Consider the following 14,203-nt stretch of genomic DNA (forward strand, 5'->3'; position numbering starts at 1 on the left):
CTTCTAAAAAAACGACTAAAGCTCAAAAGCAAACAGCATTATCCGCAAAATAGATAACCTCAAACATCAAGGGTGCTCCAATTTATCTAAAACACCATGAGAGAGAATATTTTACAAAAAATGCCTAAACTTTATTGACTTTTTAAGTAATTTTTCTTGTTAAACCGCGTTATAAAAAATACCTAAAAATATAAAAAACTTCCAAACTCTAAAAAAGCAGACAAATTTAAAGAAAATGTCTTATATATATCAAAAACATCATAAAATATATTATATTTATACAGTTATAATCTGATATAGAACTCAAATATTATTTATCATCACAAGAGAATATTCAAATAGGACACTGTTCTATAAAACAAATAAAGTAAAACAAGACTTTATCATAGCACCATAAACTTACGATAAAAAATGATAACTTTTATTCATACTCCTATTATTCAATTTATATTGTATCAAGTGATACAAAAAGTATCCCTAAATAAAGAGTTTATATTCCATAGTAAAAAATCTGGTACTCTCAATACAAACTTATTAATTAACCTCAAGCAGAGTACATTAATTGAAATCAAAATTCTGTCATGATTTTATTTTACTGCACTCGCGATAGCTTTAACTAAATGAATTTTCATTTGTTATTGTCACAATAAAGCCCAAAATTATTCAGGCTCTATTCAGTTTGAAACGTGTAGGATGTAAAAAATACGAATTTACACAAGGAGCATCATTATGAAAAAGGTGATCAGGTTAGCGGTATTATCAGCAATGTCAACTGCAACCGTTTTCATGCCGCTAAATGCAACGCTTGCGGATATGGCATGGGATGTTACTCACTCTATCACGAGAGAAATAGATGATATGATGAGGAAGATGCGTAAAGAAAGAGATGATGCGACAAGGGAAATTGATAAGAAAATTGATGATATCTGGCGTTCCCGTTTTTCTAGCTCCCATTGTTCTGATAGCAAAAATGTCTGTCATTCTGATGATTTCCAAAAGTTTGTTGATGATTTCCGCAAGCGTTTTGAAGAAAGCTCTAGAAGATTTAAAGCCAAACATAATAGGACGGAACAACAACAACAACAACAACATCATCATCATCATCATCATCATCATTATTATCATCATGTTGAAAACAAAACATATCATCACATTGAGCGCGAAAAGACAAAACACAGTAATATTCATATAAACAACTCAGGAGATGCTTTAGCGGTGGGTATTCTTGGCACAATTTTAAAAAAACCTGCACAGCCACAAGTGGTTTATCAAATAGTACCAAAAAATCAGGTAATTTATCAAAAAGTTCCGCAAAATCAAAGAGTTTATCAAGTGCAGCAAACGGTAGCATATGAGCCACTCCAGAAATCATTAGAATCTGATTGGCTTAACTATTGCAAGGAAAAATACCGTTCCTTCAACCCTAAAACAGGGACTTTTCGAGACCGTAATGGTTTGGAACACATTTGTTATGCCCCAATAAATTAACTTCTGTTCTACTAAAAAAGTTTTAAATGGCACAAAAAAACGCTTCAAAGCGTTTTTTTGTTTGCTTCTATATTAAAATCTTGAAGAAAAGGATTATTTTGGCGCTCATAGCCTATGCTACTTTTAGGACCATGCCCACAGATAAAACAAACATCATCACCTAAGGGTAAAACTTTTTCTCGAAGAGAGTGCATCAATTTTTCATGAGAACAGAAGGGGAAATCAGTGCGTCCAATAGAACCACGAAAGAGCACATCACCCAAGAGAGCTAAGCGTTCTTTTTCATTGAAATAAATAACATGACCAGGAGAATGTCCTGGGGTGTGAAAAACCTTAAACACATGTCCAGCAAAATGAACGCACTCACCATCTTCTAACCATTGATCAGGAATACAGATGCACGCATCAGTGATGCCGTAATTTTTTGCGCTTTCGCTCACGGCATCCATCACAGGCTTATCATCGCGATGTGAACCGATAATTTTTACATTAAGCGCTTCTTTCGCTTGCATTGCTGCTCCCACATGATCAAAATGACCATGTGTTATCCAAATAGCCTCAACGATAACGCCATTCTTTTCGATTACATCTTGAATCCGCGGCCAATCACCACCAGGATCAATGAGAACCCCCGTTTTACATTCACTATCAAAAAGCAAAGTGCAATTTTGTTGGAATGTCGTAACTGGAATAATATGTATATTAAGACTACCCATAATATCCTTTTCAAAAATAACTTCTTTAAATTTATAAATAAAACTTTCTCTCCTTTAAGGTAAAGGTGCTGCTCGACAGCTTTATACAACTTATGTAAACTTGCATTTTGTGTAAACTAAATTTTTGTCAAGGTTTTTAAGAATGGCCGATCATGTTCAAGTTTTGTGTGATGACGCACCTCACCTTCTTGTGATTGATGACGACACTCGTATCCGCAATCTTTTATTTCAGTTTCTCATTAAAAATGGATTTCGTGTTTCAGTTTCAGCCAATGCTAATGAAGCAAGACGACTGTTGGCAAGTTTAGATTTTGATCTTCTCATTGTTGATGTCATGATGCCTGGTGAAAACGGTATTGATCTTACTCATTCACTCCGCCAAACAAAAGATGTTCCCATTCTCATGCTCACCGCTTTGTCGGAAACAGACCATCGTATTCATGGATTAGAAGCAGGCGCAGATGACTATCTTGCCAAACCATTTGATCCTCGCGAGCTTCTCCTTCGTATCAATGCTATTTTACGACGTGGTTTTCTATCAAACCAGCCTAAAATTGAGCAAATAGTTTTTGGTCCTTATATATTTTCTATTTCACGACGTGAACTTAAAAAAGAAGGAAAAGTTATTAAATTGACAGATAAAGAACAAGAAATGATGGTTCTTTTTGCCGAAAATGCAGGTGATACAATTCCACGCTATAAATTCGCAATGAATGATAGTAATATTAGTGAACGTGCCATTGATGTACAGATCAATCGTCTACGCCGTAAGATCGAACAAAACCCAGCAATCCCCATATGGCTTCAGACAGTGCGAGGAATAGGTTATAAACTCTCCATTGAGTAGGCACATAATGATTGGATCTTCAAGAAAATTTGTCCGATGGTTAACAAAGAAGATGCCTAAACGGCTTTATGCCCGCTCTTTAATTATCATTATCGCTCCTATGGTGCTTCTGCAAACAGTAATTGGTTACGTTTTTATGGAACGCCATTGGCAAATGGTGACTGAGCGTCTTTCAACCGCTGTTGTTCATGATATTTCAGCTATTATCGATATCATTGAAACATATCCGCAACAAGATAACTATGAAGATATCAAGCGTATTGCACAACAACGCATGGGATTAAATATTTCTATCCTACCCCCTTCTCCTCTTCCCCCTCCAGGTCCTAAACCATTTTTTGCAATTCTTGATTATTTTCTGAGTGAAGAAATCACCCGCCAAATTAACCGCCCCTTCTGGATTGATACAGTAGGCGATTCTAATCTTGTCGAAATCCGCATCCACCTTGGTCACAACATCCTGCGGGTCTTTGCTTTACGTAGCCAAGCCTATGCTTCCAATACCGGTATTTTTTTAAGCTGGATGGTAGGAACAGCGCTTGTTTTATTGCTGATAGCGATTTACTTTTTGCGCAACCAAATCAAACCCATTCAACAATTAGCTGAAGCAGCAGAAAGCTTTGGACGCGGTCGTCCTTTACCCGAAGGATTTCAACCACAAGGAGCTGATGAAGTTCGTCGTGCTGGCATTGCTTTTTTACGTATGCGAGAACGTATTGAACGTCAAATTGAACAACGCACCATGATGCTCTCAGGAGTAAGTCATGACTTAAGAACCATTCTTACCCGTTTTAAACTACAGCTAGCGTTAGCAAATACTGACTTTGATATTGCTCCACTTGAACAAGATGTTAGCGACATGCAAAATATGTTAGAAGGTTACCTTGCTTTTGCACGCGGTGAAGGCACTGAAAGTGTTAAAACACTTAATTTAAATACTCTTATGCAAAAATTCTCTGCCGATGCTCATCTTCACAAACGTCAATTTTCTTATACCATCGAAGGCCCTACAGAAATACAAGTGCGTCCCCATGCCTTCACCCGCCTAATCAGCAATCTTGTGTCAAATGCATTTTGTTACGCCAACACCGTTAAACTAACAGCCATATCTCAACAAGAATCCTTTATAATGACTATTGACGATGATGGACCTGGCATTGATAAAAATATGCGTATGGAAGTATTTAAACCATTCTTTCGACTTGATAAAGCACGAAACCAAGACGCTAGTGGAACCGGTCTTGGTCTTTCTATTGCCCAAGACATAGCGCGTAGCCATGGAGGAAACATTCAATTAGATGATAGCCCCTTAGGAGGGTTACGCGCTATCATCGATATCCCCTTATGAGAAATATTTCACAACGCTCATTAATAATAAAAAATAATCGCTCAAAAGGATTTCTAAAGAATTTAGGCATTCCCTACAGTTTCAAACAAAGTGTATTGCAGTGCTTTATAAGCACTTTCACCAGACCAAGCAACCATCTGAAACGCAGCATAATGGCTTTCACAAATTTTAAGCGCATGTATCAATAACGTTTCAACCTGTATATGAGACGGAGGCACTCCCCCAGCCAGAAGAAGCCCCTGCCGATAAATGACCGAATTGTCCCCCTGCCAGTAATCAAAATGCCCTAGCAATAATTTTTCATTAATTGCCAGCAATAAGCGATGCATTTCCGCTGTTTGACCATTTTCAATAAAAAGATCAAATGCACAAGCTAAATGAAGAGCTTCTCGCTCTTCCATCCATGAAAATGCAAGGCGATAGTTCGCTCGTTTCCCTTCTACACAAACACTAATTTCATCTTCTGCATTCCGCTCAAAAGACCAATCGTATTTACATGCGATCTGTTCGATAAAGTCAACAGGATGCTCTTCTCTTTCTGTGGCGCAAAATGCAAGCCTCATCATTAATCCTCAATAAATATTAACAACGTTGTCAACAGCAAACAAAATACCTAAACTGTAACAACACTTTGCTACAATCAAAGCCCTTATACCAAACAAATACACATTAAAAACACTAAAAGCACGCCATACCCAGAAACGAATAATGCTTCCCAAGTAATATACCTGATGATAATAAAACGAATCACCAAGTTTTTTCAGTGTATTGATACAATTTCATAGCGCCAGCCCCCTGATTCAAAAAAAAATCTTTTTTATAAAAAACAAACCCAAAAAAATTAAAAATCTGCTCTAACAGATTCAGGATTAAGCATTTTTTTGCTTCACACACTACATTGAAAAATTGGGGATATTTTTTCTCAAACTATAATTTTTTTACAAAAAACCATTTTACTTTTCTCGCGTCTGCATTTTTTCCAAATCATCAAGACGTTTTTTCAAATCAACATTGTCGGCATGTGCTTTCAACACCATCTCTTTAAGTGCTTCAAATTCTTCACGTGAAATAAGGTCAAGTTTATTTGCTATCTTTTCAGCTTGTAAACGAAAAGCTGTTCCGGCTTCACGCTTTATACCTTGTGCAACATCAACTGCATCTGTTGCTAATTTAGCTAATTCATCAAAAATACGGTTTGATCCATTACGCATGTAGTTCTCTCCTTAATTTTAATTACTAACGCACGCACTATAGCGCAGTTTTATAACATATAGATACTGTATTTGTTCCCTTATTCTATGACTTTATAGATTTTACCTGCACCTGTTTACATTCCTTTTACCATCATAATTTTTACCACACTAAACAGTGGAAACCTATCACTCTCCTAATTGACCATTGTGCATTCATCTGTCATTTTTGAGCTTATCTAAAATGAATGCATCATCTAAAATTAATCAATGTAAAGCGCTTGCTCATGAATGATCTTTCTTGTCCTGCCATTGCTTTCCCAGCTTTTCTCGACCCCATCATTGTCCGTGTAGGTCCCATAGCTCTCCATTGGTATGGACTTGGTTATGTTGTCGGTATTCTTTTCGCTTGGTGGTATGCACAAAAATTATTAAAAAAGCAAACCCTATGGTATGCAAATCATCCTCCTATGGATAAGGAAAAGATAGGGGATTTTGTTGTTTGGTCTGCCATCAGTGTTGTTGTTGGTGGACGCTTAGGGCAAGTACTTGTATGGGATCCTATTTATTATTTTAGCCATCCAAGTGCCATCATCGCAGTGTGGGATGGGGGAATGTCCTTTCATGGCGGGCTTGTTGCCATCATCATTGCAATGGTCTGGTTTGCCCGTAAAAACAATATCAATATACGAGCAATGTTTGATATAATTGCAGCAGGTGCTCCTATTGGCATCGGCATTGTACGGATATGCAACTTCATCAACCAAGAATTATGGGGCAATATGACCACACGCCCTTGGGCTGTTTGCTTCCCTCAAGATCCTTATTATTTACCACGCCATCCAAGCCAACTTTACGAAGCTTTCATGGAAGGATTTCTTCTTTTCATCCTCTTATGCCTTATCATTTTCGCCTTCAAAGCATTAAAGCGCCCTGGAGCTGTTGCAGGAACATTTATTATAGGCTACGCAATAGCACGGAGCATTTCAGAAATTTACCGTGCTCCTCAAGAAGACCCAGAATGGTTTTCCACCTTTTTTCATTCAACTGGATTTACCTATGGCATGGCTTTAACTCTTCCTATGCTTCTTTTGGGGGGATATCTCCTTTTTCAAGCCTTTAGACAGCAATCCGCAAAATAATGGCTACCCTTAAAGAGAAAATTAAAGAAATTATTACACGCAATGGACCAATCACTGTTAGCCAATATATGGCTTTGGCACTCACTGATCCTCAATTTGGCTATTATCAAACACAAAATCCCTTTGGGCGTACCGGTGATTTCATTACCGCGCCTGAAATAAGCCAATTATTTGGAGAAATGATTGGGATTTGGACTCTCTCAAGCTGGAACGCTCATGGTTGTCCTCGCCCTTTCATTCTAGCTGAAATAGGTCCAGGACGTGGAACTCTCATGGATGATGTTTTGCGTACCATTCAAAAATTATCCACGACAGCATTTGAATCTGCTGAAGTTTTTCTCCTTGAAATAAGTAAAAAGCTCGCAGAAGAACAAAAAAAGCGCCTTTCCTCCTATCAAAAACAAATCCATAGCATCGAAAGTTTTGATCAAATCCCCTCAAAACCACTCTTCTTAATAGCTAATGAATTTCTCGATACACTCCCCATCAACCAATATATTAAAATTAAGGGAGAATGGAGAGAACGCCGCATTACAATTGATCAAAATGGAGATTTCACATTTATTGCTGACCCGCGTAAATTTCCTTCTTCTTGCTTACAATCCTACGGTTCTGAAGTCCCTGATGGAACAATTTTTGAACATGCGCCCTCAAGGCATCAATTTATGCGACACATCAGCAACCGCTTAGTACAAGGAAAAGGTTCTGCTTTGCTCATTGATTATGGTGCTGCTGATCTTGCATTTGGTGATACACTGCAAGCGCTGTCAAAACACAGATTCCGTGATATTTTTGATGCTCCTGGTGAACATGATTTAACATCACATGTTGGTTTTTTCTTTTTAAAAAAAATAGCCCGTGAACAAGGTTGTTTTGCTGAAATCTTCGAGCAAGGAGATTTTCTTTTAAAAATGGGGCTGCTGGAACGCGCAAAACAGCTTGGAGCGGGTAAAAGTGCTACACTGCAAAACAAAATTCGCCAAGACATCGAACGGCTCGCTGGTCAAGATCAAATGGGTAAATTATTTAAAGTCTTGCATGTTTGTGATAAAAATATATCTCTACTTCCTAGGTTTTAATGACCGGCAATAATACTTATTGACAAATGCATCTCATACACCATTCTTACTTTGAAAATAACTACCCATATAAGAAACTTTTATGAATCCTGTCCCTGTTCCTATCCTTGCAAAAGATCTTTCTGCTTTACACCACCAATGGATAAAACATGGTTTTTTTACTCGTCAAGGTGGTGTTTCAAAAAGCCTTTACCAAAGCCTTAATGTTGGCCAAAGCTCAGATGATCACCCTGAACATATTGCTCAAAACTGCACTTTGGTCGCTCATTATTTTGATGTTGAGGTACAAAATTTAGTCACTGTCAATCAAATACACTCTTGTGAAGTCGTTGTCATTGATAAAGCTTGTATCGGTTCTCCCCCTCCTAAAGCTGATGCTCTCGTTACGACTACAAAAGACCTTGTAATTGGCATTCTTACAGCAGATTGCGGACCAGTTTTGTTTGCTGATCCTCAAGCAGGTGTCATCGCTGCTACACACGCTGGATGGCGAGGAAGCTTAAATGGAATTATTGAGAAAACAATTTCTATTATGGAAAAACAAGGAGCTAAACGACAATCAATAACAGCAGTCCTTGGACCTTGTATTGGTCCTTGCCACTATGAAGTAACAAGCGAATTTTACGACCAATTTATTAATTGCCACAGTAAACACCAAAAATATTTTATAAAAACAGACAAAATAAATCACTTTTACTTTAATCTATGGGCATTCATTATGAATCAACTCATAGAAGCAGGCGTTAATGCTTCTTGTGTAGAGCTTTGCACCTACAAAGATGAACAGCGTTTTTTCTCCTATCGCCGTGCAATACACCGCAGCGAACCTGATTACGGACGGCAAATTTCTGCTATTATGCTGAAAAATAAAAGATGATCCTCTTTTATGCTTTAAAACAATACCAAAACTGCAACAAAACTAAACTTTTTACCCAAATGTAAAAATAAATCTCTTTGTACTTTGCTTTTTTCACGAAATTATCTACCAGCCCATAAAATATGATAGCTTTTTCTCTGAATTATTTTCAATATTTGGTTATAATGATTGAAAGCAAGATGATATTCCTTTTTATTTACTCCCCCTCATTCGTCTTAAATATGGAACATTCCCCATATTGAAAGCATTTTTTTATAAAGTAATAATCAAAAAGCTTAATCAATATGTATCTCTTTGTCCGCGTGGAGAAAAAACTTTGCTCTAAAAGTAACAAACTTTTGGAAAAAGAGAAAACAAAACGCATATCTTCTTTAACAATGATGAATAAAATTGTAATGCTCTCGTAATTGTTTCCTTGCAAGCTAGTAACAAGAAGTTAAAAATCATATCACATTTCATCGTGATTACTCAGAGGATTTATCATGAAACTTTTCTGCGGCAATTCTAATCCACGCCTTGCTGAAGATGTCGCAAATTATTTAAACATTCCCTTAGGCAAAGCCACCGTAAAACGTTTCGCTGATCAAGAGATTTTCGTAGAATTGCATGAAAATGTGCGTGGACAGGACGTGTTTGTTTTACAATCCTCATCTTATCCAGCCAATGATCACTTGATGGAATTGCTCATCATGATTGATGCGCTTCGCCGTTCTTCAGCACGTCGCATCACAGCTGTTATCCCTTATTTTGGTTACGCCCGTCAAGACCGAAAACCTGGACCGCGTACTCCCATTTCCGCAAAACTTGTTGCCAACCTGATTACTGAAGCAGGAGCTCATCGCGTTTTAACTTTGGATCTTCATGCAGGGCAAATTCAAGGTTTTTTTGATATTCCGACCGATAATCTTTATGCTGTTCCCGTCATTTCTCGCGATGTCAAAATGCATTACTCCTTAGAAAATGTTATTGTTGTTTCACCTGATGTTGGTGGTGTTGTACGCGCACGCTCGCTTGCAAAGCGTTTGAACAGTTTACTTGCTATTGTTGATAAACGTCGTGAACGTCCTGGTGAATCAGAGGTTATGAATATTATTGGAGATGTATCCGGAAAAGATTGTCTTTTGCTTGATGATATTGTTGATTCAGGCGGAACGCTATGTAATGCAGCAAGTGCCCTCCTTAAACACGGTGCCAAGAGCGTCACTGCTTATATTACACATGGTGTTCTTTCTGGAAATGCTATCGAGCGTATTACAAATTCAGAAATGAAAGAATTGGTTATTACGGATTCAATTATGCCAACACAAGCAATTGAGGAGGCGCATAATATTCGCGTTTTACCAATTGCCGATCTTATTGGAGAAGCAATTGCAAGAACAGCGGCAGAACAGTCTGTCTCAAGCTTATTCGGTTAAACTAGTTCCTTGGGATCTCCTGGTGCTGTTTCTACACCAAGATCGGGGAAAGCGATAATACGTTGACCACTAAAATGTGTATGGATAACAATGAGTCCACGCTCTTCAAAATAGGTTAAAAGTCGGCGTGCACGACTTAAAGAATGGGTTCCATAAAGACGTGCCAGAAATGCATCCGATGGGCATGGTTTTTTGCTTAAAGCAGCCTGTGCTACATGCAAAAAAACACCTTGAACATCATCTTCCAAACTTTCCGATAGATGCAAAATACGTTCCCAATTTTCACTCATAGCGGTTTTTTCGTCAACACGAGCTTGAGCAATAGCTAATTTACGCCGAAATTGCGAAAGATTTAAAAGGTCTCCTGAATGACCATGAATACGACAACGAACCAAGAAATCTTGATAAAGCACCGCTGTTGAACGATAAAAAGCCTCAGGGTCATCAAGAATTTCCTGAATAACACGTTCTAGCTGAAGATCACGATCAACAGCAGAAAATTCAGGAAATAAGCTTGGTTCTTCTTCCAGTAATTCTTGTTTTTTCTGCACCGCCTCCTCCAACATCTCATGAATTGACTTTTCTCTCACAGTTTCTCGTGAGTGCTTGCATGGAATTAAAATTTCCCCTGGCGAAGCAGTAAAAACGAGTTCTTTCACATCAGCACGCTCTGTTGGAAGGGGCATTAATTTGGGACTAGAAGAACGTGCTAATGTTTCGACAGAGCCAATGATAATTGGTAAGGGACGCCTTGATAAAGCAGGGCCTAAAGCTATAAAATGACCGCGCTCAAGATCTCTAAACATTTCCGCCTGACGACGCTCCATTCCCAAGAGATCAGCAGCCCGCACCATATCAATATCTAAAAAAGTACGCCCTATTAAAAAATTTGAAGCTTCAGCAGCTACGTTTTTGGCAAGCTTAGCCAGACGTTGTGTCGCAATGACACCAGCAAGACCACGTTTGCGCCCTCGACACATAAGATTGGTCATAGCACTCAGCGAAATTTTACGTGCTTCATCAGAAACCTCTCCTGCCGCAGTTGGAGCAAACAATTGTGCTTCATCAACAACAACAAGCATAGGATACCAATAATCACGTTCCACATCAAACAGTGCACCAAGAAAAGCCCCCACAGCGCGCATCTGTTGTTCGGTGTCTAAACCTTCAAGGTTGAACACCACCGAAACGCGATGTTGGCGAATCCGATGAGCAATACGTGTCAGTTCTAGTTCGCTCCTTTGAGCCTCAACAATGACATGGCCAAATTTATCTGCCAAAGTTACAAAATCACCTTCTGGATCAATCACACAATGTTGTACCCATGAAGCACTTTGTTCAAGAAGACGGCGAAGAAGATGTGATTTTCCTGAACCGGAATTGCCTTGCACAAGAAGACGCGTCGCCAATAACTCTTCAAGATCAATGAATGCTGGTGCAGCCTTACGCAAAGCACTACCTTCTGCCATCTCACCTAAGGCGATCTCAACCTTCATAACATCTCCAATATTTGATTTTGTATCGGCTAGTATTTATTCTTCACCTAAACCATACTTGTAGCATTTCCTCTTATCCAACGATAGAAATCATCGATTTTTCCCACAACTCTTGCATCTGTGAATGGTTTGAATTATAGAAAAACTTCTGCGTAGACACCCTTGGAGGCAACGCAGAATGGAGCAATCGCTGCTTGCTGGCGCATATCTTCATATTCATGCAAAAACTGTTGTTGGTTTTTGATGGATCTCCAATTACATAAAAGGACTTAAATTATGAGCAAAAGCTACACTCTTAAGGCCGAAATACGCGAACGGGTTGGTAAGGGGTCCTCCCGTGAACTTCGTCGCAACGGTCTTATTCCTGCTGTCATTTATGGTGAAAAACAACCACCTTTAGCAATTACAGTTCCCTATAAAGAAATTTTCTACAAAATTCACGCTGGTGGCTTTCGTACCACCGTCGCGACTATTGCAATTGGTAAACAAAAAATTATGGTTTTACCAAAAGATTACCAACTCGATCCCGTGCGTGACTTTCCCCTCCATGTAGATTTTCTACGTATTTCAGCGAAATCTGTTGTGGAAGTGAATATCCCTGTGCACTTCCTCAATGAAGAAACAGCTCCCGGACTTAAAAAAGGAGGTGTCCTCAATATTGTTCGCCATGAAATTGAGTGTACTGCTCCAGCAAATGCTATCCCTGAAGCAATTGAGATTGATCTCGCCAGCTACTCTATTGGTGATTCGATCCATATTTCGGCAGTGCAATTGCCAGAAGGGGTAACCCCAGTTATCCAAGATCGAGATTTTACCATTGCAACCATAGCAGCCCCTGCTGGCTTGGATGTCAGTGACGAGGCTTCCGAACAAGAGAATGACGAAGATAACGAAAAAACTTGATAAATTTTAGCAGGCGGGAATTTTCCCGCCTTCATTAAAATTTTTAAACCTTTTACACTTTACTGAAAGCACACATATGTGGCTTATTGCTGGTCTTGGCAATCCTGGTTCACAATACCAAAATAACCGCCATAATATCGGTTTCATGGCTGTTGATGCCATTTACCAGCTCTTCTCTTTCTCTCCATGGTCAAAAAAATTTCAAGCCAAAATCTCCAATGGTCTCATAAATGGGGAAAAAACGCTTCTTATAAAACCTCAAACTTTCATGAATCTTTCCGGCCAAGCCATTGGGGAAGCTTTGCGGTTTTATAAACTGGACTTGAAGAATTTAATTATCATCTATGATGAATTAGATTTACCACTTGGAAAAGTGCGTATAAAAATTGGTGGAGGAAGTAATGGACATAACGGTATAAAGTCTATTGATGCCCATTGTGGCACTAATTACTATCGTATACGCTTAGGGATTGGACGCCCCAATTCTAAAGAACTTGTGCATCAACATGTTCTAGGAAACTTTACGAAATCCGACCAAGAATGCTTACTTCCTCTCTTAGAAGCAATTGCAAAAAACATCACTCTCCTCCTCAAGGGTGACGGAAGCCTCTTTATGAACAAAATCTCACAAGCAACGAAAAACAAAGATTTTCGATAACAGCTTGTTTCGCGAATTTACAAAACAAGTCGGCATTGCTTTGTGCACTTCTTACAAATGATACGCTCTTTTTCGAAAAAAGATTATTGAACCGCAAAACCAAAATAACAACAATGAGACTTGCTAAGCTGGTACTCCTTGGAATTAAAAAAATTCACTTGGAGTAATCGTTGACTGTAGTGGATCATAAACATTTGATTGTTGACTTAACACACTAGGTCTACGACGCTCACCGTTTTGCAAAACTACCACGCGCGCACCAGTGGGAACGCGATCATAAAGATCAATAATATCTTGATTAAGCAAACGAATACACCCGCTTGAAATAGCACGGCCAATCGACCACGACTCATGTGAACCATGAATACGGAAGAGCGTATCCTGCCCATTTTTGAAAAGATAAAGCGCTCGTGCCCCCAATGGGTTGTCAGGTCCTGGTGGCATTCCTTTCCCCAAATGACCATAACGTTCTGGTTCTCGAGCCATCATTGCCGCAGTAGGAGCCCAATTTGGCCATCGACGTTTGCGCTGGACAACCCCCTCACCTTCAAATGCCAATCCTTCCTTACCAACTCCAATGCCATAACGCAAAGCTTCTCCATTTTCACCAATTAGGTAAAGAAAACATTCCTGCGTATCTATAACCAATGTTCCAGGTGGATAAGATGTATAATACAGAACTTTTTGGCGCCAAAATTTTGGATCAATAGTCGAAAGATCAATAGCAGGCAATAAATAAGGTTCATTTGTTACAGGTGCATATAAAGCCTGTATTTCTGCCGGAATGTATTGAACTTGTTGAGAAGAAACAAGCGACATATCCGAATGACGCGTAGCACATCCAACCAAAGCCAGAGGTACGGCAATTAAAAAAGCACGACAAGACAACACTCTTACATTTTCTCCGATTAATTCTTTATACAGATCTGCATACTATGAAAAACTTAGCGCATTGTTAACGTTAATTCGGGATTCTCTTAACAAATTTAAGATAGAGATTTTTATAATGTGGCAATGAAAAGGAAAAAATTTCCCTCAAGATAG

The 14,203-nt window shown here is 38.8% G+C and carries 14 protein-coding genes; 9 read left to right on the forward strand and 5 right to left on the reverse strand.

Annotated features, from left to right (window positions below; translation table 11 throughout):
* Positions 1 to 729 precede the first annotated feature (729 nt).
* Positions 730 to 1,488, forward strand: a complete 759-nt coding sequence (locus tag ACKC4Y_RS05560; protein ID WP_409360821.1) for a BA14K family protein — start codon at positions 730 to 732, stop codon at positions 1,486 to 1,488.
* 44 nt (positions 1,489 to 1,532) lie between these two features.
* Here the strand turns inward: ACKC4Y_RS05560 and ACKC4Y_RS05565 are convergent, their stop codons facing one another.
* Positions 1,533 to 2,204 (reverse strand): MBL fold metallo-hydrolase, encoded by a 672-nt coding sequence (locus ACKC4Y_RS05565; RefSeq protein ID WP_409360822.1) that lies wholly within the window; start codon positions 2,202 to 2,204, stop codon positions 1,533 to 1,535.
* A gap of 142 nt (positions 2,205 to 2,346) precedes the next feature.
* Between ACKC4Y_RS05565 and ACKC4Y_RS05570 the strand changes: the two genes are divergently transcribed.
* Entirely contained in the window at positions 2,347 to 3,051 is a 705-nt protein-coding gene (locus tag ACKC4Y_RS05570; RefSeq protein ID WP_409360823.1) for a response regulator, read from the forward strand.
* 7 nt (positions 3,052 to 3,058) lie between these two features.
* Positions 3,059 to 4,399, forward strand: a complete 1,341-nt coding sequence (locus tag ACKC4Y_RS05575; RefSeq protein ID WP_409360824.1) for an ATP-binding protein — start codon at positions 3,059 to 3,061, stop codon at positions 4,397 to 4,399.
* 62 nt (positions 4,400 to 4,461) lie between these two features.
* Here the strand turns inward: ACKC4Y_RS05575 and ACKC4Y_RS05580 are convergent, their stop codons facing one another.
* The gene (locus ACKC4Y_RS05580) at positions 4,462 to 4,962 is read right to left on the reverse strand and encodes a type III secretion system chaperone family protein (RefSeq protein ID WP_409360825.1); all 501 of its coding nucleotides are present in this window, start codon (positions 4,960 to 4,962) and stop codon (positions 4,462 to 4,464) included.
* Positions 4,963 to 5,352: 390 nt separating this feature from the next.
* Positions 5,353 to 5,610 (reverse strand): accessory factor UbiK family protein, encoded by a 258-nt coding sequence (locus ACKC4Y_RS05585; protein WP_409360826.1) that lies wholly within the window; start codon positions 5,608 to 5,610, stop codon positions 5,353 to 5,355.
* A gap of 266 nt (positions 5,611 to 5,876) precedes the next feature.
* Between ACKC4Y_RS05585 and lgt the strand changes: the two genes are divergently transcribed.
* From lgt to ACKC4Y_RS05605, 4 genes are all read left to right on the forward strand, one after another.
* The gene (gene lgt, locus ACKC4Y_RS05590; protein ID WP_409360827.1) at positions 5,877 to 6,731 is read left to right on the forward strand and encodes a prolipoprotein diacylglyceryl transferase; all 855 of its coding nucleotides are present in this window, start codon (positions 5,877 to 5,879) and stop codon (positions 6,729 to 6,731) included.
* Complete coding sequence (locus ACKC4Y_RS05595) at positions 6,731 to 7,810, forward strand: class I SAM-dependent methyltransferase (protein ID WP_409360828.1); 1,080 nt, start codon at positions 6,731 to 6,733, stop codon at positions 7,808 to 7,810. The genes lgt and ACKC4Y_RS05595 overlap by 1 nt, the downstream gene beginning before the upstream one ends.
* A gap of 82 nt (positions 7,811 to 7,892) precedes the next feature.
* Positions 7,893 to 8,687 carry a peptidoglycan editing factor PgeF gene (gene pgeF / locus ACKC4Y_RS05600; protein ID WP_409360829.1) on the forward strand — a complete coding sequence of 265 codons (795 nt, stop codon included), beginning with the start codon at positions 7,893 to 7,895 and terminating at the stop codon, positions 8,685 to 8,687.
* Between the two features lie 482 nt (positions 8,688 to 9,169).
* Entirely contained in the window at positions 9,170 to 10,102 is a 933-nt protein-coding gene (locus ACKC4Y_RS05605) for a ribose-phosphate pyrophosphokinase (RefSeq protein WP_409360830.1), read from the forward strand.
* Here the strand turns inward: ACKC4Y_RS05605 and ACKC4Y_RS05610 are convergent.
* Entirely contained in the window at positions 10,099 to 11,598 is a 1,500-nt protein-coding gene (locus ACKC4Y_RS05610) for an ATP-binding protein (RefSeq protein ID WP_409360831.1), read from the reverse strand. The genes ACKC4Y_RS05605 and ACKC4Y_RS05610 overlap by 4 nt on opposite strands.
* Positions 11,599 to 11,874: 276 nt before the next feature.
* On the opposite strand from ACKC4Y_RS05610, the gene ACKC4Y_RS05615 reads away from it, so the two are divergent.
* Both ACKC4Y_RS05615 and pth read left to right on the forward strand, forming a co-directional pair.
* Positions 11,875 to 12,501, forward strand: a complete 627-nt coding sequence (locus tag ACKC4Y_RS05615; protein ID WP_409360832.1) for a 50S ribosomal protein L25/general stress protein Ctc — start codon at positions 11,875 to 11,877, stop codon at positions 12,499 to 12,501.
* 76 nt (positions 12,502 to 12,577) lie between these two features.
* Positions 12,578 to 13,159, forward strand: coding sequence for an aminoacyl-tRNA hydrolase (gene pth / locus ACKC4Y_RS05620; protein WP_409360833.1), 582 nt, complete (start codon positions 12,578 to 12,580; stop codon positions 13,157 to 13,159).
* Between the two features lie 144 nt (positions 13,160 to 13,303).
* Here the strand turns inward: pth and ACKC4Y_RS05625 are convergent, their stop codons facing one another.
* Entirely contained in the window at positions 13,304 to 14,050 is a 747-nt protein-coding gene (locus ACKC4Y_RS05625) for a L,D-transpeptidase (protein WP_409360834.1), read from the reverse strand.
* Positions 14,051 to 14,203: the final 153 nt, after the last annotated feature.

Origin of the sequence: Bartonella heixiaziensis (assembly GCF_046245125.2) — a bacterium.
Taxonomy (GTDB): Bacteria; Pseudomonadota; Alphaproteobacteria; order Rhizobiales; family Rhizobiaceae; genus Bartonella; species Bartonella heixiaziensis.

Coding starts and splice junctions, on each gene's coding strand:
- ACKC4Y_RS05560 (WP_409360821.1), top strand. CDS start 730: ATGAAAAAGGTGATCAGGTTAGCGGTATTATCAGCAATGTCAACTGCA.
- ACKC4Y_RS05565 (WP_409360822.1), bottom strand. CDS start 2,204: ATGGGTAGTCTTAATATACATATTATTCCAGTTACGACATTCCAACAA.
- ACKC4Y_RS05570 (WP_409360823.1), top strand. CDS start 2,347: ATGGCCGATCATGTTCAAGTTTTGTGTGATGACGCACCTCACCTTCTT.
- ACKC4Y_RS05575 (WP_409360824.1), top strand. CDS start 3,059: ATGATTGGATCTTCAAGAAAATTTGTCCGATGGTTAACAAAGAAGATG.
- ACKC4Y_RS05580 (WP_409360825.1), bottom strand. CDS start 4,962: ATGAGGCTTGCATTTTGCGCCACAGAAAGAGAAGAGCATCCTGTTGAC.
- ACKC4Y_RS05585 (WP_409360826.1), bottom strand. CDS start 5,610: ATGCGTAATGGATCAAACCGTATTTTTGATGAATTAGCTAAATTAGCA.
- lgt (WP_409360827.1), top strand. CDS start 5,877: ATGAATGATCTTTCTTGTCCTGCCATTGCTTTCCCAGCTTTTCTCGAC.
- ACKC4Y_RS05595 (WP_409360828.1), top strand. CDS start 6,731: ATGGCTACCCTTAAAGAGAAAATTAAAGAAATTATTACACGCAATGGA.
- pgeF (WP_409360829.1), top strand. CDS start 7,893: ATGAATCCTGTCCCTGTTCCTATCCTTGCAAAAGATCTTTCTGCTTTA.
- ACKC4Y_RS05605 (WP_409360830.1), top strand. CDS start 9,170: ATGAAACTTTTCTGCGGCAATTCTAATCCACGCCTTGCTGAAGATGTC.
- ACKC4Y_RS05610 (WP_409360831.1), bottom strand. CDS start 11,598: ATGAAGGTTGAGATCGCCTTAGGTGAGATGGCAGAAGGTAGTGCTTTG.
- ACKC4Y_RS05615 (WP_409360832.1), top strand. CDS start 11,875: ATGAGCAAAAGCTACACTCTTAAGGCCGAAATACGCGAACGGGTTGGT.
- pth (WP_409360833.1), top strand. CDS start 12,578: ATGTGGCTTATTGCTGGTCTTGGCAATCCTGGTTCACAATACCAAAAT.